28 protein-coding genes are annotated in these 25,075 nt (G+C 69.4%); 15 read left to right on the top strand and 13 right to left on the bottom strand.

What is annotated here, in order from left to right:
• The first annotated feature begins 144 nt into the window (after positions 1-144).
• Positions 145-969 carry a hypothetical protein gene (locus ASC61_RS06065; protein ID WP_157439395.1) on the top strand — a complete coding sequence of 275 codons (825 nt, stop codon included), beginning with the start codon at positions 145-147 and terminating at the stop codon, positions 967-969.
• Positions 970-1,006: 37 nt separating this feature from the next.
• Here ASC61_RS06065 and ASC61_RS06060 read toward each other — a convergent pair whose 3' ends face one another.
• Together ASC61_RS06060 and kstD are read right to left on the bottom strand one after the other, a co-directional pair.
• Positions 1,007-1,870: a MaoC/PaaZ C-terminal domain-containing protein gene (locus tag ASC61_RS06060; RefSeq protein ID WP_056210449.1), complete on the bottom strand. Its 864-nt coding sequence runs from the start codon at positions 1,868-1,870 to the stop codon at positions 1,007-1,009.
• Complete coding sequence (gene kstD / locus ASC61_RS06055; RefSeq protein ID WP_056210448.1) at positions 1,870-3,537, bottom strand: 3-oxosteroid 1-dehydrogenase; 1,668 nt, start codon at positions 3,535-3,537, stop codon at positions 1,870-1,872. The genes ASC61_RS06060 and kstD overlap by 1 nt, the downstream gene beginning before the upstream one ends.
• 56 nt (positions 3,538-3,593) lie before the next feature.
• On the opposite strand from kstD, the gene ASC61_RS06050 reads away from it, so the two are divergent.
• The 4 genes from ASC61_RS06050 to ASC61_RS06035 all read left to right on the top strand — a co-directional run bounded on the left by ASC61_RS06050 (position 3,594) and on the right by ASC61_RS06035 (position 7,312).
• Entirely contained in the window at positions 3,594-4,409 is an 816-nt protein-coding gene (locus tag ASC61_RS06050) for a 2-keto-4-pentenoate hydratase (RefSeq protein ID WP_056210447.1), read from the top strand.
• 4 nt (positions 4,410-4,413) lie between these two features.
• Positions 4,414-5,310 carry an acetaldehyde dehydrogenase (acetylating) gene (locus ASC61_RS06045; protein ID WP_056210446.1) on the top strand — a complete coding sequence of 299 codons (897 nt, stop codon included), beginning with the start codon at positions 4,414-4,416 and terminating at the stop codon, positions 5,308-5,310.
• Positions 5,307-6,407, top strand: coding sequence for a 4-hydroxy-2-oxovalerate aldolase (gene dmpG, locus ASC61_RS06040; protein ID WP_056210445.1), 1,101 nt, complete (start codon positions 5,307-5,309; stop codon positions 6,405-6,407). Before ASC61_RS06045 ends, dmpG begins: the two co-directional genes overlap by 4 nt.
• Before the next feature lie 143 nt (positions 6,408-6,550).
• Entirely contained in the window at positions 6,551-7,312 is a 762-nt protein-coding gene (locus ASC61_RS06035; RefSeq protein ID WP_056210444.1) for a thermonuclease family protein, read from the top strand.
• A gap of 45 nt (positions 7,313-7,357) precedes the next feature.
• Here ASC61_RS06035 and ASC61_RS06030 read toward each other — a convergent pair whose 3' ends face one another.
• Positions 7,358-7,897 (bottom strand): aldehyde dehydrogenase family protein, encoded by a 540-nt coding sequence (locus ASC61_RS06030; protein ID WP_056210443.1) that lies wholly within the window; start codon positions 7,895-7,897, stop codon positions 7,358-7,360.
• Positions 7,898-8,060: 163 nt separating this feature from the next.
• On the opposite strand from ASC61_RS06030, the gene ASC61_RS06025 reads away from it, so the two are divergent.
• From ASC61_RS06025 to ASC61_RS06015, 3 genes are read left to right on the top strand one after another with little or no spacing between them, the layout of a single operon-like run.
• Entirely contained in the window at positions 8,061-8,849 is a 789-nt protein-coding gene (locus ASC61_RS06025) for an ABC transporter ATP-binding protein (RefSeq protein WP_056210442.1), read from the top strand.
• Positions 8,850-8,856: 7 nt separating this feature from the next.
• Positions 8,857-9,621, top strand: a complete 765-nt coding sequence (locus ASC61_RS06020; RefSeq protein ID WP_056210441.1) for an ABC transporter permease — start codon at positions 8,857-8,859, stop codon at positions 9,619-9,621.
• 31 nt (positions 9,622-9,652) lie between these two features.
• Positions 9,653-10,417, top strand: coding sequence for a MerR family transcriptional regulator (locus ASC61_RS06015; RefSeq protein ID WP_056210440.1), 765 nt, complete (start codon positions 9,653-9,655; stop codon positions 10,415-10,417).
• A 5-nt stretch (positions 10,418-10,422) separates the two neighbouring features.
• Here the strand turns inward: ASC61_RS06015 and ASC61_RS06010 are convergent, their stop codons facing one another.
• The 3 genes from ASC61_RS06010 to ASC61_RS06000 all read right to left on the bottom strand — a co-directional run bounded on the left by ASC61_RS06010 (position 10,423) and on the right by ASC61_RS06000 (position 13,357).
• Positions 10,423-11,232, bottom strand: coding sequence for an isocitrate lyase/PEP mutase family protein (locus ASC61_RS06010; protein WP_082530490.1), 810 nt, complete (start codon positions 11,230-11,232; stop codon positions 10,423-10,425).
• 119 nt (positions 11,233-11,351) lie between these two features.
• The gene (locus ASC61_RS06005; protein ID WP_056210439.1) at positions 11,352-12,461 is read right to left on the bottom strand and encodes an NAD(P)/FAD-dependent oxidoreductase; all 1,110 of its coding nucleotides are present in this window, start codon (positions 12,459-12,461) and stop codon (positions 11,352-11,354) included.
• Positions 12,458-13,357 carry a DUF1295 domain-containing protein gene (locus ASC61_RS06000; protein ID WP_056210438.1) on the bottom strand — a complete coding sequence of 300 codons (900 nt, stop codon included), beginning with the start codon at positions 13,355-13,357 and terminating at the stop codon, positions 12,458-12,460. Before ASC61_RS06000 ends, ASC61_RS06005 begins: the two co-directional genes overlap by 4 nt.
• 131 nt (positions 13,358-13,488) lie before the next feature.
• On the opposite strand from ASC61_RS06000, the gene hsaA reads away from it, so the two are divergent.
• From hsaA to ASC61_RS05970, 6 genes are all read left to right on the top strand, one after another.
• Positions 13,489-14,655, top strand: coding sequence for a 3-hydroxy-9,10-secoandrosta-1,3,5(10)-triene-9,17-dione monooxygenase oxygenase subunit (gene hsaA, locus ASC61_RS05995; protein WP_056210437.1), 1,167 nt, complete (start codon positions 13,489-13,491; stop codon positions 14,653-14,655).
• Complete coding sequence (hsaD, locus tag ASC61_RS05990; RefSeq protein ID WP_056210436.1) at positions 14,655-15,542, top strand: 4,5:9,10-diseco-3-hydroxy-5,9,17-trioxoandrosta-1(10),2-diene-4-oate hydrolase; 888 nt, start codon at positions 14,655-14,657, stop codon at positions 15,540-15,542. Before hsaA ends, hsaD begins: the two co-directional genes overlap by 1 nt.
• Positions 15,543-15,618: 76 nt before the next feature.
• Positions 15,619-16,515, top strand: a complete 897-nt coding sequence (hsaC, locus tag ASC61_RS05985) for an iron-dependent extradiol dioxygenase HsaC (protein WP_056210435.1) — start codon at positions 15,619-15,621, stop codon at positions 16,513-16,515.
• Positions 16,516-16,535: 20 nt separating this feature from the next.
• Complete coding sequence (locus ASC61_RS05980) at positions 16,536-17,168, top strand: flavin reductase family protein (RefSeq protein ID WP_235503497.1); 633 nt, start codon at positions 16,536-16,538, stop codon at positions 17,166-17,168.
• Entirely contained in the window at positions 17,165-18,640 is a 1,476-nt protein-coding gene (locus tag ASC61_RS05975; RefSeq protein ID WP_056210434.1) for an FAD-dependent oxidoreductase, read from the top strand. The genes ASC61_RS05980 and ASC61_RS05975 overlap by 4 nt, the downstream gene beginning before the upstream one ends.
• The gene (locus ASC61_RS05970; protein ID WP_056210433.1) at positions 18,637-19,755 is read left to right on the top strand and encodes a hypothetical protein; all 1,119 of its coding nucleotides are present in this window, start codon (positions 18,637-18,639) and stop codon (positions 19,753-19,755) included. The genes ASC61_RS05975 and ASC61_RS05970 overlap by 4 nt, the downstream gene beginning before the upstream one ends.
• On the opposite strand, the gene ASC61_RS05965 is transcribed toward ASC61_RS05970, so the two are convergent.
• The 7 genes from ASC61_RS05965 to ASC61_RS20365 all read right to left on the bottom strand — a co-directional run bounded on the left by ASC61_RS05965 (position 19,742) and on the right by ASC61_RS20365 (position 24,290).
• A complete protein-coding gene (locus tag ASC61_RS05965) occupies positions 19,742-20,164 on the bottom strand; it encodes a hotdog fold thioesterase (protein WP_056210432.1) in 423 nt (140 codons plus the stop codon). The two genes, ASC61_RS05970 and ASC61_RS05965, sit on opposite strands and share 14 nt — an antisense overlap.
• A complete protein-coding gene (locus ASC61_RS05960) occupies positions 20,161-20,883 on the bottom strand; it encodes a methyltransferase family protein (protein ID WP_056210431.1) in 723 nt (240 codons plus the stop codon). Before ASC61_RS05960 ends, ASC61_RS05965 begins: the two co-directional genes overlap by 4 nt.
• A complete protein-coding gene (locus ASC61_RS05955) occupies positions 20,880-21,299 on the bottom strand; it encodes a hypothetical protein (protein ID WP_157439394.1) in 420 nt (139 codons plus the stop codon). Before ASC61_RS05955 ends, ASC61_RS05960 begins: the two co-directional genes overlap by 4 nt.
• Before the next feature lie 49 nt (positions 21,300-21,348).
• Positions 21,349-22,374, bottom strand: coding sequence for an alpha/beta fold hydrolase (locus ASC61_RS05950; RefSeq protein ID WP_235503496.1), 1,026 nt, complete (start codon positions 22,372-22,374; stop codon positions 21,349-21,351).
• A gap of 160 nt (positions 22,375-22,534) precedes the next feature.
• Entirely contained in the window at positions 22,535-23,575 is a 1,041-nt protein-coding gene (locus tag ASC61_RS05945) for an NAD(P)-dependent alcohol dehydrogenase (protein ID WP_056210428.1), read from the bottom strand.
• A gap of 72 nt (positions 23,576-23,647) precedes the next feature.
• A complete protein-coding gene (locus ASC61_RS05940; RefSeq protein ID WP_056210427.1) occupies positions 23,648-24,106 on the bottom strand; it encodes a MerR family transcriptional regulator in 459 nt (152 codons plus the stop codon).
• A 55-nt stretch (positions 24,107-24,161) separates the two neighbouring features.
• Positions 24,162-24,290, bottom strand: a complete 129-nt coding sequence (locus ASC61_RS20365; RefSeq protein WP_268750606.1) for a helix-turn-helix domain-containing protein — start codon at positions 24,288-24,290, stop codon at positions 24,162-24,164.
• A 118-nt stretch (positions 24,291-24,408) separates the two neighbouring features.
• On the opposite strand from ASC61_RS20365, the gene ASC61_RS19665 reads away from it, so the two are divergent.
• Positions 24,409-25,068, top strand: a complete 660-nt coding sequence (locus ASC61_RS19665; protein WP_157439393.1) for a hypothetical protein — start codon at positions 24,409-24,411, stop codon at positions 25,066-25,068.
• The last annotated feature ends 7 nt before the right edge of the window (positions 25,069-25,075 follow it).

The raw sequence follows: 25,075 nt of genomic DNA, 5'->3' as shown, positions 1-25,075 counted from the left end.
CGACTCCCAACGCAATGGTGGCACGAGGCTTGGTCTGGGCTGTCGGATGGACGGTTCGTCACCCTCGGGGTGCACCCGGACGACTCGGGAGGATACGTCCGGGAGCTCGTCTGGCTGAGCGAAGGTGATGCGATCGTCGACCCCGTGGCACACCTGCCGGTCGAGGCGTTCGCCGACGACGAGCCGTTTCTCATCGCGTTGCCCGACGGCGCCTGCGCGATCATCGCCGGTCCCAGCGAGCTCTGGGTGCACCGCGATGCAGGCTCGGACCCGGTGCGGGTACCGATCGGCGACGCCGAGCTCCTCGCCACCGTGGCGCCTCACCCACGACTCCAGGGCGGTTGTGCGGTCTCGGACGACTCGACGTTCGCTGTCGTCCTCAGTCATGGTGTGCTCACGCAGGAGCGCCGCTTTGTCGCCGACCTCGCCATCGACACCGAGCGACTCTCGGCGACCTGGACGAGCGAGCCCCGAGCGCTGCGGCCGGACGACTTTCCTCGTGACCGGTTCGGCGAGGACGCATTCGACGATGACGGGGAGCTCGCCGTCAGCCTGACGGCGTCGCTGCGAACCGGCGGGCGGCTGATGATCTGCTCCGAAGGCTCCGACCTCGGGTCGATGAACCGCTACGGCTCCGACTTCTTCACCGTCGCCTCCGTCGCGCCCGATGGCGCCGTGGCCGAACGTCGGTGGGAGGAGTCTGGTTGGAAGCGCCAGCCGGGCAAGCACGGAATCCACGGCAGGTTCACGGCGGACGGAGAGCACGCCATCCTCACACCGAATTTCGGGACGGGCGCCTGGAAAGGACAGCAGCGCGTGCTCCGACTCAGCGATGGACAGCTTCTTGCGCCGCGGTTTCCGCGAGGTCGATCGAAGGCGTCGATCCTCGACCGCAGCGGCGAACGTTGGTGGATCGAGCACGAGGGTGAGCTGCTCGCCGTCGACGAGATCACCCTGGCCGACGTGTGACAACACGCGGGCTGCAGTCGCTCCCCTGAACGGGGACCTAGCGGCGGGTCACGAGGCAGTCCGCCAGCGCCGGCCGGTCGCCGACCGTCGCGGACACCACGATGCCCGCGGGCTCGTCCCATGCGTCGATCGTCAAGGTCTCGCCAGGGAACACCACGCCGGCGAACCGTGCGGCGTACGCGCTGACCGCATGCGCGTCGCCGCCGAGCATCAGGTCGATGACCTCGCGGAGCACGATGCCGTACGTGCAGAGGCCGTGCAGGATCGGCGCCGGGAAGCCGGCGGCCTTCGCGAACTCGGGGTCGGAGTGCAGGGGGTTGCGATCGCCGCAGAGCCGGTAGAGCAGCGCCTGCTGCGGTGTCACGGTGTACGTCGTCGAGCCGTCCGGTGCCCGGTCGGGGACCGCCACTGCCGTGCTCTCGCCGCGGTTGCCGCCCCAGCCACCCTCGCCCTTGACGAAGATCGACGAGCGTACGCGCCACAGCTCGGTGCCGCCGGGAGCCGTGGCGACGCCTTCCTGCCAGATCACAGCGGCCTTGCCCTTGTCCCAGATGTCGGTGATGCGCGTCGTCAACCGGGCGGAACCCGACGACGGCAACGGACCGTTGACGCGTACCTCCTGGGCGCCGTGCACGACCTGCGCCAGGTTGATGTCGCAGCCGGGCAGGTCGAGCGAGGGCGGGTTCGTCTCGTGGAACGACGGCGCCACGACGCCGAAGCTCGGTAGCACCTGCAGGCGGTCGCCGTCGAGGGTCCAGCGCAGGGCTTCGGCCGAGACGTTGTCGCCCGGACGGGAACCGGCGCCGACTGCGAGGTGATAGAGCAGCACGTCGCTGGCGGTCCAGGAGAACTCCTGCGTGCCGGTCTCCGCGCCGATGGCGACGCTGGGGTCGATCGGCATCAGTCGGTGCCCACCGTGCGCGCGATGTCCTCGGCAGCGAGGTAGCCGAACGTCATCGCCGGGCCGATCGTCGCGCCGGGGCCGGCGTACGTACGACCCATGACAGCCGACGAGCAGTTGCCGGCGGCGTAGAGTCCCTCGATGACCGAGCCGTCGGCCCGCAGTGCGCGGGCGCGCTCGTCGGTGACGATCCCGCCCTTGGTGCCGAGGTCGCCCGGCACGATCTTGACGGCGTAGAACGGGCCCCGGTCGATCGAGTGCAGCGACGGGTTGGGCTTCACGCGAGGATCGGCGTAGTAGCGGTCGTACGCGCTCTCGCCGCGGTGGAAGTCCTCGTCGATGCCGGACTCGGCGAAGCCGTTGAACCGGCGGATCGTCTCCTCCAACGCCTCGGCCGGCACCTCGATCTCGGCGGCGAGCCTGGCGAGCGAGTCGGCCTTGCGCACCGTGCCGAACTTGTACCAGCGGCCTGGGAACGGCTGCCGCGGCGAGAGGCCGGCGAACAGGTAGCGGTTGCGATAGCGCTGGTCCATCACGAGCCACGCGGGCACGTGCGGGACGCCCGTGGCCTCGCCCTCGTAGATCGCGTGCGTCGCCTCGACGTACGGCAGTGCCTCGTTCATGAACCGCTGACCTGCGGAGTTGACGATGATTGAGCCCGGCAGGTTGCGCTCGGCGAGGCAGAACCACGGTCCCGACGGCAGCGGGATCGTCGGCCCCCACCACGCGTCGTCCATCAGGTCGGTGGCGGCGCCGACCGCGACACCGGCCTCGATGCCCGCGCCGGTGTTCGTCGCCGCGCCGGTGCTCCAGCCCGCCTCGGTGGGGCTCGGCAGGTACTTCTCGCGCAGGGCGTCGTTCTTCTCGAAGCCGCCGGAGCCGAGGATCACGCCGCGGCGGGCGCGGATGACGACCTCGGCGCCCTCGTGCTCGGCGCGTATGCCGACGACCCGGCCGCCCTCGATGACGAGTCCGGTCAGCGGCGTCTCGTAGTGCACCGGTACCCCGGCGTCCATCAAGCCCTTGCGCAGGCTGATAGTGAGCGCGTTGCCCATGGCGTACATGCGGCGGCCGCGCAGCGAGCTCAGCACGCGCTTGAGCATCACGCGCATCATCGTGAGCGGCCCGCGGAGCGTACGGATGCCGAGGCTGATCTTGCGGAAGTCGGCCTGCGTGACGATGAGGTTGGCCGGCGCCTTGGCGTACGGCGGGTGCAGCCGCTCGAGCTCGGCGCCGAGGATGCGGCCGTCCATCGGGACCGGCTCGACGCTGCGACCACGGGGCCGGCCGCCGGGCTGCTCGGGCAGGTAGTCGGCGTACTCCGGGACCCACTTCAGCTGCACGGGGGTGTTGTCGAGCAGGAAGTCGATGACCTCGGGGCCGCGCTCGAGGAACGTGTCGCGGCGCTCCTTGGGCACGGCGTCGCCGACGATGGAGTCGAGGTACGTCCGCGCCTGCTCGGCGTCGTCCGCCTCGACCTGTCCGGCCTTGCGGAGCGCCCGGTTGCCGGGGATCCACACGCCGCCGCCGGAGCGGGCCGTCGAGCCGCCGAAGTAGGCGCTCTTCTCGATCACCACGGTGTCCAAACCGCGCTTCGCAGCGGCAAGAGCCGCCGTCATTCCGGCGCCTCCGGCACCCACGACGATGACGTCACACGTCTGTTCCATCGGACCTCCGGTCGGGCTGACTACCGCAAAACTGTAACAGGTTCTAGTATGGCGAGGTGACCTCGACCAAGGCTGATCCCGCCGCCATCGCCGCAGCGACCGACCGGCTCGCGCAGGCGCTGGAGACGCGGGTGCCGTGCGCAGCCGTCCGGGACCTGATCGGCACCGACGACCTGCCGGCCGCGTACGCCGTGCAGCAGGGACTCGTCCAGAGGCGACTCGACGGCGGTGTCACGGTCGTCGGCCGCAAGATCGGCGCCACGTCCGAGGCGGTGCAGAACCAGCTCGGCGTCGACCAGCCCGACTTCGGCTACCTGCTCAGCGACATGGACGTCAGCCACGGCACGGGCGGCACACCGATCTCGATGCGCACGCTCCTGCAGCCCAGGGTCGAGGCGGAGGTCGCGTTCCGGCTGAGCCGTGACATCGACGTGCCCGAGGAGCAGATCACGATCGACCTCGTGCGCGAGGCCGTCGACGTCGCGATCCCGGCTCTGGAGATCGTCGACTCGCGCATCGAGGGCTGGGACATCACGTTCACCGACACGGTCGCCGACAACGCGTCCAGCGGCCTGTACGTCGTGGGCGACGCGGGGCTCACGCTGAGCGACATCGAGCCGCGCGACGTCGAGATGAGCCTGACGATCAACGGCGAGGAGCGCTCGTCCGGCAACGGCGCCGCGTGCCTCGGCGACCCGTTGGAGGCGTTGCGCTGGCTCGCCGTGCAGGCCGCACGCTTCGGCGACCCGCTCCGCGCGGGCAACCTGATCCTGTCCGGGGCCCTTGGCCCGTTCGTGCCGTTCGCCGCGGGTGACCGCGTCACGGCTTCCATCAGCGGGTTCGCACCCCTGACCGTCTCCTTCGAGGAGTAAGACAATGAGCAAGAAGGTCACCGCGGCGATCGTCGGGCCGGGCAACATCGGCACCGACCTGCTCTACAAGCTGCTGCGCAGCGACACGATCGAGCCTCGCTGGATGATCGGCGTCGACCCGGCGTCCGAGGGCCTGAAGCTCGCGAGCGATCGCGGCGTCGAGGCCTCGCACGAGGGCGTCGACTGGCTGCTCAAGCAGGACGAGCTGCCCGAGCTGATCTTCGAGGCCACCTCGGCGTACGTGCACCGGGAGTACGCCCCGCGCTACGCCGAGGCCGGCATCCGGGCGATCGACCTCACCCCGGCCGCCGTCGGGCCCGCAGTCATCCCGCCGGTCAACGGCGAGGAGCACCTCGACGCCGACAACGTCAACATGATCACGTGCGGCGGGCAGGCCACGATCCCCATGGTCCACGCCGTCTCGCGCGTGACCTCTGTGCCGTACGCCGAGATCGTCGCCTCGGTCTCCAGCGCGTCGGCGGGTCCGGGCACGCGCGCCAACATCGACGAGTTCACCCGCACGACCAGCGCCGGCGTCGAGACGATCGGCGGTGCCGAGCGCGGCAAGGCGATCATCATCCTCAACCCCGCCGAGCCGCCGATGATCATGCGCGACACGATCTTCTGCGGCGTCAGCGCCGACGCCGACCGCGACGCGATCTCCGAGTCCGTCGTCCGCATGGCGCGTCAGGTGCAGGAGTACGTACCCGGCTATCGCTTGCTCCAGGACCCGCAGTTCGACGACGCCTCACCGGCGACCAAGGGCATGACCAAGGTCAGCATCTTCGTCGAGGTCGAGGGCGCCGGCGACTACCTTCCGCCGTACGCCGGCAACCTCGACATCATGACCGCCGCGGCGACTCGCGTCGGCGAATCCATCGCCAAGGAGATCCTTCGATGACTGCGGCTCCCGTCTCCGGCGTCGACACCTCCGTCGACGCGCTCGCCCGTACGTGGTCGCAGACCGACCCGTCGAGCGACCTCGACCTCCGCCTGACCGACACGTGCCTGCGCGACGGCTCGCACCACAAGCGCCACCAGTTCGTGCCGCAGGAGGTGCGCGACATCGTCGGCGCCCTCGACGAGGCCGGCATCCCGGTGATCGAGGTGACGCACGGCGACGGCCTGGGCGGCTCGTCGTTCAACTACGGCTTCTCCGCGACGCCTGAGCAGGAGCTGATCAAGCTCGGTGCCGAGACCGCCAAGCGCGCCCGCATCGCGTTCCTCATGCTCCCCGGCGTCGGCACCAAGGACGACATCCGCGCCGCCCAGGACAACGGCGGCCAGATCTGCCGCATCGCCACGCACTGCACCGAGGCCGACACGTCGGGCCAGCACTTCGGACTCGCCCGCGAGCTCGGGCTGGAGACCGTCGGCTTCCTCATGATGAGCCACACGCAGTCACCCGAGGTGCTGGCGAAGCAGGCCCGCATCATGGTCGACGCCGGCTGCCAGTGCGTGTACGTCGTCGACTCCGCCGGCGCGCTGGTCATGGAGGGCGTCGCCGACCGCGTGTCAGCCCTCGTCGCCGAGATCGGCAACGAGGCGACGATCGGCTTCCACGGTCACGAGAACCTCGGCCTCGGGGTCGCCAACACCGTCATCGCCGCCCGCGCCGGTGCGACCCAGATCGACGGGTCCGTACGCCGCTTCGGCGCCGGTGCCGGCAACACGCCGCTCGAGGCGTTCATCGGCGTCGCCGACAAGCTCGGCTGGAAGACCGGTGTCGACTTCCTCCAGATCGTCGACGCCGCCGAAGACGTCGTACGCCCGGCGATGCCCGAGGAGTGCACGCTCAACCGGATGACGCTGATGATGGGCTACGCCGGGGTCTACTCCTCGTTCCTCAAGCACGCGGGCAACGCCGCCGAGCGCTACGACGTCTCGGGCGCGAAGATCCTGCTCGAGGCCGGCCGCCGCAAGCTGATCGGCGGCCAGGAGGACCAGCTCATCGACATCGCGCTGATGCTCAAGGCGAAGGCCGACGCCAACGCCTGAGGGTCACCACTGGTCCTTGAGCTTGTGGAGCGGACCTCACCCGAACCAGGCGGCGTGACTCGTCCGAGCCATTTCGTCACGGAGCCTGCCTGACAGTTCCTGAATGGTCCCCGCGGGCCCTGACACCGTGCGACTCTCGACGGATGAGCGGATCGAGCAGGCCGTGGACCCGGCGGTGGCAGTTCTGGCTGGCCTGCGTCGTCGCGGCGACGTTCGGCATCAACGCGGTCAGCAACGCCACGACCCCGAAGGACGACGCCAAGGTCAGCGCGGCCGGCAAGCCCACTCCCGCTCGTACGACTGGATCGGCTGCCCCGAGCGAGGAACCGACGGCGGAGACCGTCGCCCTCCTCTTCGTCGTCGACCAGAAGGACGGCGACTCGTGGGTCGCCTCGGACGGCACGGAGTACCGCCTGGGACTCGTCAACACTCCTGAGCGGAACGAGCCGTGCGCGTCCGAAGCGGCGGCGTTCACCCGTACGTTCCTCGACGGCGGCTTCACCGTCGACGCCTACTCGACGGACACCTACGGTCGTACGGTCGCGGAGGTCTTCGACGAGACCGGGAAGTCGCTCAACGTCGCGCTCGCCAAGAGCGGTCTCGGCGACGGCCGCTATCTCGAGCAGTTCCGGAGCGAGAACCCCGACCTCGGCCGCCGCCTCGACCGGGCCCTCGCCTCGGCGGCGAAGCCTGGGTGCCGCAAGGCCGCCGCACCGGTTCCGCTCGTCAGCAAGCCCAAGCCGAAGCCCAAGGCCAAGCCCGCGAAGGCGTGCATGGCGGGCTACAGCCCGTGCCTGCCGATCGTCGCTGACCTCAACTGCCCGGACATCGGACATCCGGTGCAGGTCACCGGGTCCGACCCTTACCGGCTGGACCGCGACCACGACGGCACCGGCTGCGACTGAAAGGAGGTGCCGGCGCCCTGCGCAGGGATGGACGCCGGCACCGGCTCAGGAACGACCGTGCACCAGGCCGATGATCTTGCCCAGTCGCGTCTCGGTCTCGGCCGTACGGCTGAATGACATCAACGGGAGCAGGGGCCTGAAGCGCTGCCGGACGACCGCCTGGGCATAGCAGAACTCCCGCAACCCGTCGGCTCCGTGGATGCGCCCGAAACCGGAGTCGCCGATTCCTCCGAACGGCACGGACGGCACCACCGCGAAGCTGAAGACCGAGTTGACCGACACCATGCCGGTGCGGAGCCGGCCCGCGATCTGGTGACCGTGCCGCTTGCTGAACACGGAGGCCGCGAGGTGGTATCGCGAGGCATTCGTCAACGCGACTGCCTCGTCCATGTCCTTCACCGGACGCATCACGATCACGGGACCGAAGGTCTCGTCGGTGACCGCCTTGGACTGTTCCGGGACGTCCACCAGCAGCGTGGGCTGGACGACGTGCCCGACAGTCGCGCCGCCGCCGGCGAGGATCCGCCCGCCAGACGCCAACGCGTCAGCCACGTGCCCGTCGATCAGCTCGACCTGTGACGGCATCGTGGAGTCGCCGGTGGATCGTGCGAAGGCTCGTTCGGCCGCTCGGCGAGGCGACTTGGCGGTCGCTGACTAGGTCCCGCTGAATCGGGCTTGACCCTGACGCAACGTCAACCCTGCACACTCTCGTGGTGGCCACGCTCGGCCACCTGACGAGAGGCATGACATGACCGACCATGGGCAATCGCCCACGATCCGGGTGCAGGGACTCGAGAAGTCGTTCAAGGACGTCCAGGTCCTGCGCGGCGTCGACCTCGAGATCGCTCGCGGCAGCATCTTCGCGTTGCTGGGCGCCAACGGGTCGGGCAAGACCACGACCGTGAGGATCCTGTCGACGCTCCTGAAGGCTGACGCCGGGACGGCGACGATCAACGGGTACGACCTGGCGACCCAGGCCGCCGAGGTGCGCGAGTCGATCAGCCTGACCGGCCAGTTCGCGGCCGTCGACGAGATCCTGACCGGCCGGGAGAACCTCGTCCTGATCGCCAGGCTCCGGCACCAGCAGGAGCCCGGCCGGATCGCCGACGACCTGCTCGAGCGCTTCTCGCTGACCGACGCCGGCGGCCGCAAGGTCGCGACCTTCTCCGGAGGCATGCGGCGAAGGCTCGACATCGCGATGAGCCTGATCGGCGACCCGCCGGTGATCTTCCTCGACGAGCCGACCACGGGCCTCGATCCCCAGTCACGCCTCGAGGTCTGGAGCACGATCAAGGACCTCGCCGACCACGGCGCGACGGTGCTGCTCACGACCCAGTACCTCGACGAGGCCGAGCACCTCGCCGACCGGATCGCGATCCTCCACGAGGGCACGATCATCGTCGACGGCACGCTCGCCGAGCTCAAGGCGCTGCACCCGCCCGCCGAGGTCGAGTACATCGAGAAGCAGCCGTCCCTCGAGGACATCTTCCTTGCCATCACCGGCAAGCCGACCGCCGCCAGCGGCGCAGAGAGCTGAGGACCCCATGACCAGATACTTCTTCACCGACGTCGCCACCCTGCTCGGCCGGTCGCTGCGCCACATCGGCCGCAGCCCCGACACGATCATCACGACGGCCGTCACGCCGATCGCCATGATGCTGCTGTTCGTGTACGTCCTGGGTGGCGCGATCGAGACCGGCGGACAGGGCAAGTACGTCGACTACCTGCTGCCGGGCATCCTGCTCATCACGATCGCGTCGGGCATCGCCTACACGGCGTACCGCATCTTCCTCGACATGAAGGGCGGCATCTTCGAGCGGTTCCAGTCGATGCCGATCGCCCGTTCGGCGGTGCTGTGGGCGCACGTCCTGACCTCGGTCGTCGCCAACCTGATCTCGCTGGTCGTGGTGATCGTGGTCGCCCTGATCATGGGGTTCCGCTCGGGCGCCAACCTGCTGGACTGGCTGGCGGTCGCCGGCATCCTGTTCCTCTTCACCCTGGGCCTGACCTGGCTCGCCGTGATCCCGGGACTGACCGCGACATCGGTCGAAGGCGCGAGTGCGTTCTCGTACCCGCTGATCTTCCTGCCGTTCATCAGCTCGGCTTTCGTGCCGACCGACTCGATGCCGGGACCTGTCCGGGCATTCGCGGAGCACCAGCCCGTGACGTCGGTCGTCAACACGATCCGTGGCCTGCTCGAGAACCAGCCGCTCGGCGACGACCTGTGGGTCGCCCTCGCCTGGTGCCTGGGCCTCGTGGTGGTCGCGTACACGTTCGCGATGTCGGTCTATCGCAGCAAGATCGCGTGACGCCGGTGGGGCGACCGGGCAGGGTGGAGTCATGCTGACGATCGGGCAACTGGCGGCGTACGCCGGGGTGACCATCCGCACCGTGCGGCACTACCACCAGGTCGGCCTGCTGCCGGAGCCCGAGCGGGACGTCTCGGGCTACCGGACGTACGGCGCCGACGAGGTCGTCCGGCTCATCCGGATCCGGACGCTGGCCGAGGCGGGCGTGCCGCTGGCCAAGGTGCAGGAGCTCCTGGCCGCCGATGCGCCGACGTTCACGGAGGCGACGGAGGTGATCGACCGCGACCTGCGCGCCAAGATCCGCGAGCTGCAGGAGCACCGTCGGCGCATCGCCCAGCTGGCCTCGGGCGACTCGCTGGCGGTGCCCGACGAGGTGGCCGACTATCTCGACCGGGTGCGCGCGATCGGGACGCCGGAGGCGATGATCGAGGCCGAGCGGGACGCGTGGATCCTGATCGCGGCCCGTTACCCGGACCAGATCGCCGCCTTCATGGACGAGAAGGTCCGCCAGCTCGAGGACCCGAGGGTGGTCCGCTTCTACCAGCTCATCAGCCGGATCATCACCGGCGACGAGGACCACGGGCAGGTCGTCCAGGAGATGGCCGACCTGCTCGTCGAGCTGTTCGAGGAGGCGGCCGCCAACGGCCAGCTCGAGCAGCAGGCCCTCAACATGGACGACTCGGCGTTCGTGCAGCTGCTCGACTCGATGGCGGAGGCGCATCCGATGGTCGTCGAGCTCCAGGAGCTCCTCGCCGAACGCGGCTGGACGGGCTGGACCAAGATCGAACGGGCGTGAGCGGTTCAGCTGAAGCGCTGCTGGAACTCGCCGTACGAGATGGCGCCGTCGGCGAAGCTGAACGTCCCGTGCTCGAGCATCTCCCGGCCGGCCTTCTCGACGAGGGTCAGCGCGGCGCGGGTCAGCGTGCCGCCGATGCTGATCCTGGCGACGCCGAGCTCGCGGAGGGTCGTCGCGTCGAGAACCGGCTCGACCAGGCCCGCCACGACGTTCACGGGCGCGTCGATCTCAGCGGTCAGCCGGCGGATCTCGTCGGCGTCGCTGACGCCGGGCACGAAGATGCAGTCGGCGCCGGCAGCCACGTACTGCTCAGCGCGCCGGATCGTCTCGGCGAACGCATCGGGGTGACCGGCCATGTAGGTGTCGGTGCGCGCGTTGAGCACGAACGTGCCGTGCGGGGCGCTGCTGCGTGCCGCCTCGACGCGTTCGCGGCCGGCTGCGACTGGGATGAGCTCGCCGGGCTGGATCGCGTCCTCGAGGTTGCAGCCGACCACGCCCACGCCGACGGCTTGGGCGACGGTGTCGGCGACGTCCTCGGCGGTGTCGCCGTAGCCGGACTCCAGATCCGCGGTCACGGGGCAGTCGACGGCCTCGACGATCGCGGCGATGCAGTCGAGCATCTCGGCGCCCTCCATGTGCGCGTCGGCGCGGCCGAGGCTGAACGCGATGCCGGCGCTGGTGGTGGCGATCGCCTCGAACCCGACCTGCTCGAGGATCCGGGCCGACCCGCCGTCCCACGCATTCGGCAGCACGAAGCCGGCGCCGGGCTGATGCAGGGCAAGGAAGGCAGTGGCACGGTCATCGGTGGCGGACATACGCGTCAGTCTCGCAGGGTTCGGGCATGTCCCGGGTTGCGGCGGTGAGTCTGGTCGAACCTGGAGGGCTCGGGTTCGACCTAGGTCACCGCCTCTGACGGGGCCGCTGCGACTGAGCCTCAGTCCCGTACTCCGCGGTACATGCCGCGACGGACGATCAGGCCTTGCAGCAGCCCGCGGATCGTCCAGGCCGGGAACCGGTACGCCCGACCGTTGGGCGCGAACACCTCGAGGCCGTTCGGCTGGACCCCGACGACCGACCCCCACTGCTCGCGACGAGGTTTGTAGTCGCGCAGGCGCCCGCCCTTGAGCGAGGCCCGGATGTTGCGCGCGAGCAGCTTGTCGGCGCGGTTGCGGGCCGAGGTGCGCAGCGGATCGGTGGCCGCGACGTCGCCGACCGCGAACACCCCGGCATGCCCTGGGACGCGCAAGCTCGGCTCGACGACCACGAAGCCGTCCTCGTCGAGCAGCTCAGCAGGCAGCCACGACGTGTTCGGCCGCACCCGGCCGATCGTCCACAGGACCGCGTCGGCCGTGTGCGGCGACTGGCCGGTGCTCCAGGTGACGGGCTCGTCGGTGATCTGGTCGCAGTCGAACCCGTCCGGCACGACCGCGCGGTGTCCCGGGTGCACGCCGACGCCGAGCTCGATGAGCCGCCGCAGCAACGTACGGGCCGCCCTCGGGTGGTAGCGGGGAAGGGGGCGATCGCCCGGGAAGAACAGATCGACCTGCGCGTCTGGCCAGGTCACCGCCGCGTTGAGCGCACTGCTGACCGCCGCCGGCCCGCCGCCGACCACGGCGATCGACGCAGCACCTGCGAGCCTCGCGTGGTCCGCCGCCAAGGCGCCGGCGACCGCGTCGGCGGACAGCAGACCCGGAGGCCGCCAGAACCCGTTCGTCACCCCGGTCGAGATCACCAGCACGTCGTACGACTCCTCGAACGCTGATCCGTCAGCGCCCACACCCTGGACGCAGCGGCCGGACAGGTCGACTCCGGTCAGCGTGCCGTGAGCGGTACGTACGCGATCGAGACGGCGATAGCGGTCGAACGCGATCCAGTTGTCCCGCGCCCACTCGTCCGGCTGGGTCAGCCGGGTGCCGAGCTCCTTGCCGCTGACCAGACCAGGCCGCGTCGAGATGCCGACCACGTCGGCATGGCGCGAGAGGTGGATCGCGGTGAGGAGCCCGCTGTCGCCGAGCCCGGCGATGACGACCCGTGGTCGCGTCATGCGTCGCCACGGACGCGGCGCGGAGGACGCGGCACGAAGCGCGGGACCCGCGCGACCACCGAGGCGTACGCCGGACGGCGCTCCAGGCTGCGCTGCTCCATCATCGGGATGCTGGCGAGCTGGAACATCGCATACATGCACGCAGCGCCGGCGAACACCCACCACGCATCCGGGTCAGCGGCCATGCCGAAGATGGCCAGCGAGACCCAGAAGCTCACCTCGCCGAAGTAGTTGGGATGCCGCGACCACGCCCAGAGACCTTGGTCCATCACCTGACCTGGCTCGCGCGTGCGGATGAACCGGTGCATTTGGATGTCCGCCGTGAGCTCGATGAGCACAGCGCCCACCCCCACGACGACCGCGATCGCATCGACCCAGCCGAGGTCGCGACCCGGACGCGTGACCACGACGTACGCCGGCAGCGTCCCGAGGAACACCTGCAGCGTGGGGAACACGTGGATGCCCATGAGGTCGACCACGGCCTCGGCCCTGCCCGCACGTTCGCGCACCATGGGATAGCGCCAGTCCTCGTGGTGCAGGCCGGGGAACGTCTGGACCCAGTTGACCGTGAGCCGCACCGCCCAGAGCAGGATCACCGCCATCACGACCCAGCTCCGTGCGTCGTCGGCCGGCGTGCCGGACTCGATCCACCACGCGAGCATCAGGAGCGGCGGGATGACGCTCCAGTACGCGTCGTAGAAGCTGGAGTTGTGGTGCATCCGGCTCGCACCGAAGATCACGAGCGTCGCGATGAGGTCGGCGATCAGCCCGTCGAGCCACAACCAGTCGGTCTCCGGACCCCAGGCGAACCAAGCCGCGCCGGCGCCGATCGCCACGACGTACGCCACGGTGACGCGCACCATCGACTCGGTCCTGCTGGCTTGCGTTGTGGTCATGCCGGAGACCGTACCTAGAACACGTTCCAGTTCGCCAGCGTTCCAGACATCCGGTCCGTGCGCGCTGCGATGGACGTAGCACTAGAACGTGTTCTAGTATTGGGACCAGATCGAACTCCCAAGGAGCTGTGATGACCCAGGCTGTGCTGGACGCCGTACGCGACCTTCTCCCGGCGTTCCGCGAGCGCGCGGACGAGACCGAGCGCTTGCGGCAAGTGCCCGACGCATCGGTCAAGGAGCTGGAGGAGACCGGGTTCTTCCGGCTGCTGCAGCCCAAGCGCTTCGACGGTCTCGAGAGCGATCCCATCGACTTCTACACCGCGGTCAGCCTCATCGCCTCGGCGTGCGGCTCGACCGGCTGGATCTCCTCGGTGCTCGGCGTCCACCCGTGGCAGATCGCGTTGTTCCACGACGACGCGCAGCAGGCGGTCTGGGGCGAGGACACCTCGACACGCCTGAGCTCGTCGTACGCCCCGACCGGCAAGGCGACCGTCACCGACGGCGGCTACCTGTTGCAGGGTCGCTGGAGCTTCTCCTCGGGCTCGGCGCACGCCACCTGGGTGCTGCTCGGAGGCCTGGTCTCCAACGCCGAGGGCCAGATCATCGACTTCAAGACATTCCTCGTGCCCCGCGAGAAGTACGAGGTCGTCGACGTCTGGAACGTCGTCGGCCTCTCCGGCACGGGCTCCAACGACATCGTGGTCGAGGAGACGTTCGTCCCCGACGAGTTCACGTTGTCGATGGGCGACACCGGCCGCTGCCTCGGCCCCGGCCAGGAGCAGAACCCCGGCGACCTCTACAAGCTGCCGTTCCACTCCCTGTTCACCACGACCATCACGGCGCCGATCGTCGGCATCGCTCGCGGAGCGTACGCGGAGCACGTCGAGATGCAGCAGAACCGCGTGCGCGCCGCGTACGCGGGTGAGAAGGCGTCGTCGGATCCGTTCGCCGCCGTACGCGTGGCGCGTGCGTCCAGCGAGATCGACGCCGCGTGGGCGCTGTGCATGTCCAACATCCGCGAGGAGCAGGCGCTGGTCGCCAAGGGCGAGAAGATCCCGATCTCGCTGCGCCTCAAGGTTCGCCGCGACCAGGTGCTCGGCACCCAGCGCGCGATCGACGCGATCGACGACCTCTTCGAGGCCTCGGGCGGCCGCGCGCTGGCCCAGGGTACGTACCTCCAGCGGGCCTGGCGCGATGCGCACGCCGGCCGCGTCCACGCCGCGAACGATCCCGAGCGCGCGCTGCAGATGTACGGCATGGCGGAGTTCGGTCACAAGGTCGACCCGGGAATGTACTGATGGCTGGCCTTGATCGCGAGTCGACTCGGCGGTCCGCCAAGGCCGGCGACCTGACCCTCAACTACTACGAGGCCGGTGAGCCCACCGACCTTGGTGGCGGGCTGCCGCTCGTCATGCTGCACGGCGGCGGTCCCGGCGCCTCGGCGTGGTCCAACTTCGGCTCGGCGCTGCCCGGCTTCGCCACTGACTTCCGTACGCTGCTGATCGACCAGCCCGGCTTCGGCCAGAGCGACAAGCCCCCGGTCGTCGGCAACTACTTCCGGTTCGCGGCCGAGGCGGTCAAGGACCTCCTCGACGAGCTCGGCATCGAGCGCATCCACCTGCTCGGCAACAGCCTGGGCGGTGGCACCGCGGCACGGTTCGCGCTGCTTTATCCCGAGCGCGTCGGCCGGCTCGTGCTCATGGGCCCTGGCGGGCTCAACCTCAGCCTGTTCCACGCGGATCCGACCGAGGGGGTCAAACGGCTCATGGAGTTCGGCGCCGCGCCCACCGCCGAGTCGATGCGCGCGTTCATCTCCACCATGGTCGTCAACCAGGACCTCGTCACCGACGAGCTGGTCGCCGAGCGGCTCGCCGACGCCACGGCGCCGGGTGCCCAGGAGGCGATGCTGTCGATGGGCATGTCGTTCTGGAACCCCGACTCGTACGAGGACGGGCTCATCTGGCGTGACGCCCACCTGATGAAGCGGCCGACGCTGCTGACCTGGGGCCGCGAGGACCGGGTCAACCCGCTCGACGGGGCGTTCGTCGCGCTCAAGATGATCCCCAAGGCGTCGCTGCACGTGTTTCCCAACTGCGGGCACTGGGCACAGATCGAGGTGGCCGAGGAGTTCCGCCAGGTCTGCACGGCCTACCTCGCCCAGCACGTCGAAAGGAACCGCACATGAGCGAGCGCCAGCGAGCGAACAATCAGCACCCGATGGCGCCTTCTGCACATCGTGGGTCTTATAGGCAGGAGGCGCCATGATCGACATCCGCTCGATGGGCTATGCCCGGGTCGCATCCACCGACCTCGATGCGTGGCGGCACTTCGGCTCCAAGGTGCTGGGCCTCGCCGAGGGCCGCGGGACGACCGACGGCAACCTCTACTTCCGCATCGACGAGGTCTCCGCCCGGCTCGTGGTCTTCCCGTCCGACGAGGACCGGCTCGACTGTGTCGGCTGGGAGCTCGCCGACCATGACGCGCTGCAGGGTGCCCGTGAGCACCTGACCAAGGCCGGCGTCGACTTCACCGAAGGCACCGCCGAGGAGCTGGCCGAGCGCCGGGTCCAGGAGCTGATCCGCTTCGCCGACCCGTTCGACAACGTCTTCGAGCTGTTCCACGGCATCACCTACGAGTCGCGACCCGTCGTCACCCCGTACGCGGCGAAGTTCGTCACCGGCGAGCAGGGCATGGGCCACGTCGTGATCCCCGTCGACGACGACGTCGAGGCACTGCGCTTCTATCGCGACGTGCTGGGCTTCCGGCTGCGCGACTCGATGTCGATGCCCGGCGAGTTCGTCGGCAAGGAGCCGGGCTCCAAAGTCTGGCTGCGCTTCCTTGGCGTCAACCCGCGGCACCACTCCCTGGCGTTCCTGCCCATGCCCAATCCCAGTCGCTGCGTCCACCTCATGCTCGAGGTCGAGAAGCTCGACGACGTCGGCCGTGCCCTCGAGCGCGTACGCAAGCACAAGGCGCCGCTCTCGGCGACGCTCGGCCGGCACATGAACGACGAGATGGTGTCGTTCTACGTCAAGTCGCCCGCCGGCTTCGACATCGAGTTCGGCTGCGAGGGCCTGACGGTCAACGACGAGCGCTGGGTCGCTCGCGAGTCGACCGCGGTGTCCTACTGGGGCCACGCCTTCGGTCAGTCCGGCTAGGTGGAACGGCGGTGGACTCGATGACGGACGCGGACCTGCCTGAGGGCATGAGCCCGGACGCCGCGGTGTCCTGGCCGTCCCGGGAGCTGATCGACTCCTACCTCGGCGGCCACGACGAGATGTTCGCGTGGCGGCCCGGCGAGGTCGTCCACATCGACGGTGAGGCGGCGCAGGCTGCTGCTCGTACGTATCGCGACGTGCTCGGCCAGTACGCCAGCGGTGTCACGGTCGTGACGACGCTGATGGGTGATGCTCCCGTCGGCATGACCTGCCAGTCGTTCACGAGCGTCTCGCTCGATCCGCCGCTCGTCGCGTTCCTGCCGATGAAGACCTCGCGGGCGTTCGCCGCGATCCGCAAGACCCGGCGGTTCTGCGTCAACTTCCTCGCCGCCGAGCAGGCCGAGGTCTCGAACGCCTTCGCGTCGCAGGCCGACGACAAGTTCGCCGGTGTCGACTGGGCGCCCACCGACTCCGGCATGCCGCGACTCGGCGGCATCGTCGGCTGGGTCGACTGCGTCGTGCAGGACGTGCACGAAGCCGGCGACCACTACCTCGTCATCGGCCGGGTCGAGGACCTCGGTCACGGCGACGGCGAGAAGCCGCTGCTCTTCCACCGCGGCCGTTACCGCACCGCAGGTGAGGGACCGGAGTGACCCTCGGACGTACGGCCGTCGTGATGGGCGGCAGCGTCGCCGGCCTGTGCGCTGCGGGAGCCGTGGCACCGTACTTCGACCGCGTCGTCGTCCTCGAGCGCGATGACCTGCCCGCCGATGCCCAGCATCGCCGCGGTGTGCCGCAGAGCAAGCACCCGCACTTCCTGCTCAACTCCGGGCGTCGTGCGGTCAACGCGCTGTTCCCGGGTTTCGAGGAGGATCTCGTCGCCGCCGGCGGTCTGCACCTGACGGCGTCGATGGACACCGCATACCTCGAAGGACCCGGCTGGACGCCACGCAAGCAGGGCGCGCTCAACATGGTCTACGGCTCGCGCATCCTGATCGAGCGGGTGCTGCGCGACCACGTGCGGCAGCTGCCCAACGTCACGATCCGCGAGGGCACGTCGGTCAACGGCATCGACACCGCCGAGGGCCGCGTCACGGGCGTACGGTTCAGCGCGGCCGACGGCGACGAGCAGGTCGCCGCCGACCTCGTCGTCGATGCCATGGGCCGCGGCTCGTCGGTCGCCGACTGGCTCGTCGCCGCGGGATGGCCGGAGGTGCCGGTCAAGACGCTGGACGCCAAGGTGACGTACGTGTCGCGGTGGTACGACCTGCCGTCGGCGGAGGAGCGTTCGCCGAGCTGGTGGTGGCAGCACATGGTGATCATGCCGACGCAGGACAAGGGTGAGCACCCGCCCGAGCACGAGTTCCTCGTCAACTTCTTCCCGATGGAGGGCAACCGCTCGATCGCCTGCATGGGGTCGTGGGGCATCGACATGCCGCGCACGGTCGAGGACTTCACCGCGTCGGCCGAGCGTCTGCGGACCCCCCAGTTCGCCGCCGCAATGGCTGCTTCGACGCCGACCTCCGAGGTGCACCTGACCCGGTCGACGGGCAACAAGTGGCGGCGCTACGACCTGCTCCCGAGTCCACCCGAGGGCATCGCGTTCGTCGGCGACGCGATCTGCGGCTTCAACCCGTTCTACGGCCAGGGCATGAGTGCCGCCGCGATGTCCGCAGTGCTCCTGCGTGATGCCTTGGCGTCGGCGAGCGCGGTGGACCAGACCTTCGCGAAGCGGCTGCTGGCTGCGCAGCGCAAGAACCTCAAGGTCGCCTGGGGCATGGCGATGGCTCGCGACCGGGGCTACGAGTGCGCCACAGGCACCGAGACCGTACCGGCGTGGCAGCGCAAGCTCCTCGCGGCGATGACCTGGCCGATGTTCAACCTCATCACGGGTGCCTCGCGGGAGTATCCCGTCGTCGACGAGCACTTCGCCCGCGTGTTCAACCTCGACGAGTCGATCGGCGCGATGATGCGCAACCCCAAGGTGCTGTGGGCGATGCTGCGCTTCAAGGTTCGGGCCAAGCTCGGCCGGCTCACCTTCCCGTACGGCTTCGACTCCCAGCTCGAGCCTCCGGGCACCGACTGGACGCCCGGCGCGGAGCAGCGTGAAGGCGTCGTGGCATGAGCGCCACGTGCGACGACGCCGCCGAGCAGGTCACCCGGCAGCTGGGCTTCGACTGCCACGACGGCAGTCCGGTCGTCTCGGTGCACAACCCGTTCGACCTGGCCAGCTGGACGATGCCGGTCCTCGAGCTGCTGATCATCGGAGGTGCGGTCTTCGCGCTCGTGCACGCCGTGCGTCGGTTCCGTGAGGGCGACCCGATCAACCTCGCGCTGTGGTTCGCGCCGCTGGTCTATCTGTTCGTCACCGAGCCGCCGCTCTACTTCCCCGAGTGGTTCGGCCTCGACAAGCAGTTCGGATTCATCTTCGCCCACAACATCTTCACGGTGCAGTTCATGTGGGACCGCCTGCCGCTCTACATCATCGCGATCTACCCGGCGCTGACCCAGCTCTCGTACGAGCTGGTGCGGGTGCTCGGAGTCTTCCGTCGCGGCGCGCTTGTCGGGTCCGTCGCCGTGGCGTTCGTCTGCCAGGTGTTCTACGAAGTCTTCGACCAGCTCGGGCCGCAGCTGAAGTGGTGGGCGTGGAACGACGCCAACCAGGACGTCAACCACCCTGCGCTCGCGTCGGTGCCGATGAACAGCATGGTGCTGTTCGCGTCGGTCTCGTTCGGCGTGATGACCTGGCTCGTCGTACGCCTCTGCGGTGCGCGCGAGGGTGGCGAGCCACGCCGCGGCTGGTCGCTGACCTGGCGCATCGTGCTCGCCGGTGTCCTGGCGCCACCAGCGATGAGCCTGTTCGGCATCCCGTCCAGCATCTTCGGCGGCGACACCCCCAACGTCACCGCCCAGGCCTGGGTCCTCGGCATCGAGCTCGGGTTGATCTGGCTCGCCGGCGTGTGGATCATCGTCAGCCATCTCCGCAGCGGGGCAGGTGCGGAGTCGATGACGCCGTTCGCCCGGATCTATCCGGCGCTCTACCTGGTCGTCATGGCGGTGCTCTGGCTGACGGCGCTCCCGGAGTTCCTCGACGCCGAGAACGGCATCACCAGCGACGGCACCCCGATCGGCAGCGGCCTCTACACGATCGGCTGTTTCCTCGGCGCGGCCGCCGTGTTCGCGGCACTCGTCGCCTCCAGGCGCCGCACGACACCCGCGGAGCGCGTCAGCGCTGGATGACCGCCATCGTGCAGCGGGAGATGCACACCAGCTTGCCGGCCTCATCGGTGATTCTGATCTCCCAGACCTGCGACCGGCGGCCGAGGGCGACCGGGCGGGCAACTCCGGTCACCGTTCCAGCCATGACGGGTCGCAGGTGGTTGGCATTGATCTCCATGCCGACGCAATAGGCCAGGTCCGGGTCGACAACGAACGTGGCTGCCCAGCTCGCGAGCGTCTCGGCGAGCACGACAGAAGCGCCGCCGTGCAGAACCCCGGCGGGCTGCAGCGTGCGCGCGTCGACCGGCATCCACGCCGTCACGTGCTCCGGGCCCACCTCGGTGAGCTCGATCCCGAGATGTCCGATCACGCTGTCGGCGCTGTACGTGTTCGCGAGCTCCAATGAGGGCTCGGTGTGCCAGATCGTCATGACCGCAAGCCAGGGACGAGGGAGGGCACGTGGGAGGCGTACTCCTCGTACGACGTGCCGAACGTGCGCCGGAGGTCGCGCTCCTCGAACCGGATCCCGATGGCGATGTAGCCGGTCGTGGCGATGGCGAACATCAGGTGCGATGCACCCATGTGGGGTGTGGCCCAGAACGCGAGCAGCAGCCCGGTCATCAACGGGTGACGGACTACGGCGTGCAGGCCGCTGATCTGGAGTCCGTCAGCCGAGACGCGAGGCTTGGCCCAGCCGGTCTGCCGCAGGCCCACGAGCTCGAGGTGATCGACCGCGAACGTCGATGCGATCGCGAGGAGCCAGCCTGCGCCGCACAGCACCCAGAGCGCGGCGGCGACCGGGCCATCGGCGTGCCAGATCTCCCCGCCCCACGGCTGCCACAGCGCGAGCTGCAGCGCCAGGCAGGCGTTCGTGGCCAGCACGTACGTTGTGCGCTCGAGCTCGGCCGGGATCCAGCGGCTCAGCCGCGCCTTGACCGAGCGGCGCGCCATCACGGAGTGCTGCACTGCGAACAGGGCGAGCAGCGCGCCGTCCACGATGATCGCCCAGGCGGTCGTCATACGGGACGGGCCGTCAACGGTGCGCGGAAGCGCCACGTCGGCCAGGAACGCGATGGTCCACACCGTGATCGCGTTGAATCCGAGCCAGCCGACGGCAGAGAACAGCAGGTACGCGGGGCGGCGCGTCATGCGGTGCCCAGCTTCCCGCCGAGCACCTGGTGCGCCGACTCGCACGCGGAATTGTTGAAGCACCCCACGGCCCAGTTCGAGCCGTAGACATAGACCGTCGGTTGTGGTGCGCGGTGCTGGAACGACTTCGCCAGGGCGGCCGAGCTGAACCACGACACGACCACGTTGTCGCCCGCGTACGGGCACAGGAGAGAGTCGGTGGCGCCGGAGACCTTCATGTTGTCGAGCGTGTGTTTGCAGTTCAGGGCGTCCCCGACATCCTTCGCGGAGGTGTATCCCTTCGCGGCGGCTTCGTGCTTGCTTCCGCCATCGCTGCCGCCGCTGCTGCCGCTACATCCGGTCAGGACGATGAGGGAGAGGAGGGCGGCGGCGAGGGCCGTCAGCGTGCGGGCAGGGATCAGTGTGCGGTGGCTCATGACGTCCATGCTTTCGACGATCCGGGCCGGGCACAGCCGTGGAACTACCTCACTTGGTCGGGTTGGTTGCCACGTACCAGGCGGCGACCTGAGCACGCGACCGGAATCCGAGTCGCAGCCGTATGCGCTCCAGGTGGGACTCCGCCGACCGCTCGGTGATGTGGAGGCGGTCGGCCAGCTCGCGGTTCGTGAGCCCCTCGGCGACGAGCGCCGCGACCTCGGACTGTCGCGCGGTGAGCCCCGTCGGCACACTCCGGCGCAACGCGGAGAGACCGAGGAACCGCCGCACTTCGTCGACCACGGCTTGCGAGTCGCCGATCGCGGGGAGGTGCGAACGTCCCTCGAGCTCCACGAACTCGGCGTTCGGTATGGCGGCGGCCAGCTCGCGTCCGCCCGCGATCGGCGCGGCCCGGTCGCCGGTCCGGTGCAGCACCAACGTGGGCGCTTCGACGTGGGAGAGGGCCGGACGTACGTCGAGCTCGTACGCCAGCGTCAACAACTCGACGGCGGTCCCGGCCGAGGAGGCAGCGCGTTGATAGCTGGCGGTGCCCTCGCGGGTGCCGGCGTCCGCGTCGGGTGCGAACAGGTTGGTCAGGAGGTCGGATCCGAGGCCCCAATGGGTTGCCAACAGGTCGAGGATGAGCCGCTTGCTGTCCTCGTCGCCGATCGACTCCCCGGCCGCCCAACCGCCGTACAGCACGAGCTTGGAAACGGTCTCCGGTCGGTCGGCGGCCCATTGTGCAGCGACGGGAGCGCCCAGCGAGAACCCCAGGAAGTCGAACGTCGTGGCGCCGATCGCCTCTGTCACGGCGGCGATCGTCTCGAGCTCGAGTTCCATCGTGCGGGGACCGTCGTACGCGTCCGAGAGCCCGCAGCCGGGGCGGTCGTAGCGGACCAGCGTGCGTCCCGATGACAGCGCCTCGTGGAACATCCGCTCGGCGGGGATTGCCCACCCCAGCTCGAGGTGGCTGAGCCATCCTGGTGCCACCAGGAGGTGGGGGCCGCTGCCGGTCAGGGCGTACGCCACGCGTCCGCCACTGGCCACGGGCGCCATGCCGAAGCGTTGCAAAGCCACGGGATCAGTAAACAGGAGCAGGGGCGACGGCATGGGCGATGTCCGCAGCGATGTCGTCGTAGAAGATCGCCGTTCCCCAGGCTCTCATGGCCGCCATTGTGCACCGCTCGATTTGAACGCGACCCTGGCCGAGCTGGGCACCCGGCCAGGGCGCTGACGATCAGCTCAGGGTGCTGGCGTCGATGACGAAGCGGTAGCGCACGTCGGAGGCGAGCACTCGCTCGTACGCCTCGTTGATCTGCTCCGCGGCGATGACCTCGATCTCGGACGCGATGCCGTGCTCTGCGCAGAAGTCCAGCATCTCCTGGGTCGCCGCGATGCCGCCGATCATGGAGCCGGCGAACGAACGGCGGGCGCCGATGAGTGACATGGCATCGACCTGGAACGGCGTCGGGGGAGCGCCGACGTTGACCAGCGTGCCGTCGACGGCGAGCAGGCCGAGGTAGGCGTTGACGTCGATCGCCGCGCTGACGGTGTTGACGATCAGGTCGAACCGGCTGGCGAGGACGGCGAACGTGTCGGGGTCGGACGTGGCGTAGTAGTGGTCGGCGCCCAGACGGAGGCCGTCCTCCTGCTTCTTCAACGACTGCGAGAGCACGGTGACCTCAGCCCCGAGGGCGTGCGCGATCTTGACCGCCATGTGGCCGAGCCCGCCGAGCCCGACGACTGCGACCTTGGTGCCGGGGCCCGCGTTCCAGTGCTTGAGCGGGGTGTACGTCGTGATGCCCGCGCAGAGTAGCGGCGCTGCTGCGGCCGGGTCGAGGCCCTCGGGGATCGAGAGCACGAAGTTGGCGTCCACGACGACGTGGGTGGAGTAGCCGCCCTGCGTCGTGGTGCCGTCACGGTCGGTCATGGCGTACGTGCCGACCATCCCGTTGGTGCAGTACTGCTCGTCGCCCCGCAGGCAGTTGACGCACTCGCGGCACGCGTTGACCATGCAGCCGACGCCGACGCGGTCGCCGACCTGGTGGTTGGTCACCCCGGAGCCGACCTCTGCGACGGTGCCGACGATCTCGTGGCCCGGGACGACGGGGAAGGGCTGCGGGCCCCAGTCGCCGTTGACGGTGTGGATGTCGGAGTGGCAGATTCCGGCGTACTCGATGGCGATGAGGACGTCGTTCTCTCCGACGGCTCGCCGGTCGATCGTGGTGAGGGCGAGGGGGGCGCCGGCCTCGGGGGCGGCGTAGGCGTTGACCTGCATGGATGGATCTCCTTGGGGTGATGGAACTCGTGGGTTTTCAGCGCGCCGATTGGGCGACGTGCTGGGTGTGGGTCAGTTCTTGGCGCGCCGGAGGGCGTCGGCGAGCTTGCCGGCCTCGTCGCTGATGAGCGCGGCACGCTCGGTGTCGCCGGCCTCGACCGCGCGCCAGTAGTCGATCTTGAGACCGACGTAGCGTTGCCGTACGGCGAGGTGCTCGGCCTCTGCTGCGAGCCGTTCTGCCTGGTTCGACAACAGCTCGATCTGGCCGGCCGCGGCGTCCGGACCTTGGTGACCGTTGGCGATGTACTGGCGCATGTCGCTGACCGACATCCCGGTCGCCGCGAGGCACGCGATCCACATCAGCTGGTCGAGGTCGTCCTCGGCGTACACGCGGTGCTTGCTGCTCGCCCCGCGGCTGATCGGCGCGATCACGCCGATGGTCTCGTAGTAGCGCAGCGTGCTCGCCGGCAGTCCGGTCAGCGCGGCTGCTTCCTTGATCGTGTACGTCCGGCGGGCGGTTTGATGACTCACTCCTGCAACGGTAGGAACTTCAAGTACTTGAAGTCAAAGCTCAGTGCGGAGCAGGTCAGCCCACCACCTCGCGGTACTTGCGGTGGATCGTCTGTCGGGTCACTCCGAGGAGGGTTCCGATCTCGGCCCAGCTGAGCCCGGTGTGGCGAGCCTTGCGGACCGCGACCTCCTCGCGGCGACTCAACGCGCGCTTGGCTCGACCGGCCGGACACCGAGCGCGTACGTCAATCGGTCATTGACAGGCTGTCCGGCTCCCGGCTATTTTCGGCGAGGTGTGAGCAGGGGATGCTCCGCATGAGTCGATGGGACGTGCGATGAAGGTGCTGGCGAGAGTTCTGTCCGTGGTGGTCCTGATGCTGGCGACGGGCTGGGTGACCTCCGTCCCCGCGTCCGCTGAGCCGGTGGTCACCCCCACCGCGAAACCGGCGAAGCCGAACCCGCTCGCCGGGCTGCTCAAGCTGCTGGTCGGACCCGCCACCCCGGCTGGTGCCGGAGGCACGGGCGGCAACGGCGGCCTGCTGATCGGCAACGGTGGGTCGTCGGGTGCTGGTGGCACGGGCGGCAACGGCGGCCTGTTGATCGGCAACGGTGGGTCGGCGGGTGCTGGTGGCACGGGTGGCAACGCCGGTCTGATCGGCAACGGCGGCACAGCAGGCAAGGGCGGCACTGGCGGCTCCGGAGGGATCATCGCAGGCACCGGTGGCTCGGGAGGCGCTGGCGGCGTGGGTGGCACGGGCGGCAACGCCGGACTGATCGGTGCCGGAGGCACAGCCGGCACGGGTGGCACGGGTGGCAACGCCGGTCTGATCGGCAACGGCGGATCCGTCAGCGGTCCGGGCAAGGGCGGCGCGGCCGGCTGGCTGATCGGCTCCGGCGGCTCGACCGGGGCTGGTGGCACGGGTGGCACCGGTGGCCTGCTGTTCGGCAAGGCCGGTCAGTCCGTGTTGTCCGCACTGTTCTGATCGTCGC

Source organism: Aeromicrobium sp. Root344, assembly GCF_001425755.1.
Classification (GTDB): Bacteria; Actinomycetota; Actinomycetes; order Propionibacteriales; family Nocardioidaceae; genus Aeromicrobium.
Note: the sequence above shows the minus strand (reverse complement) of the source record. Positions and strands in the feature narration are given on the sequence as shown.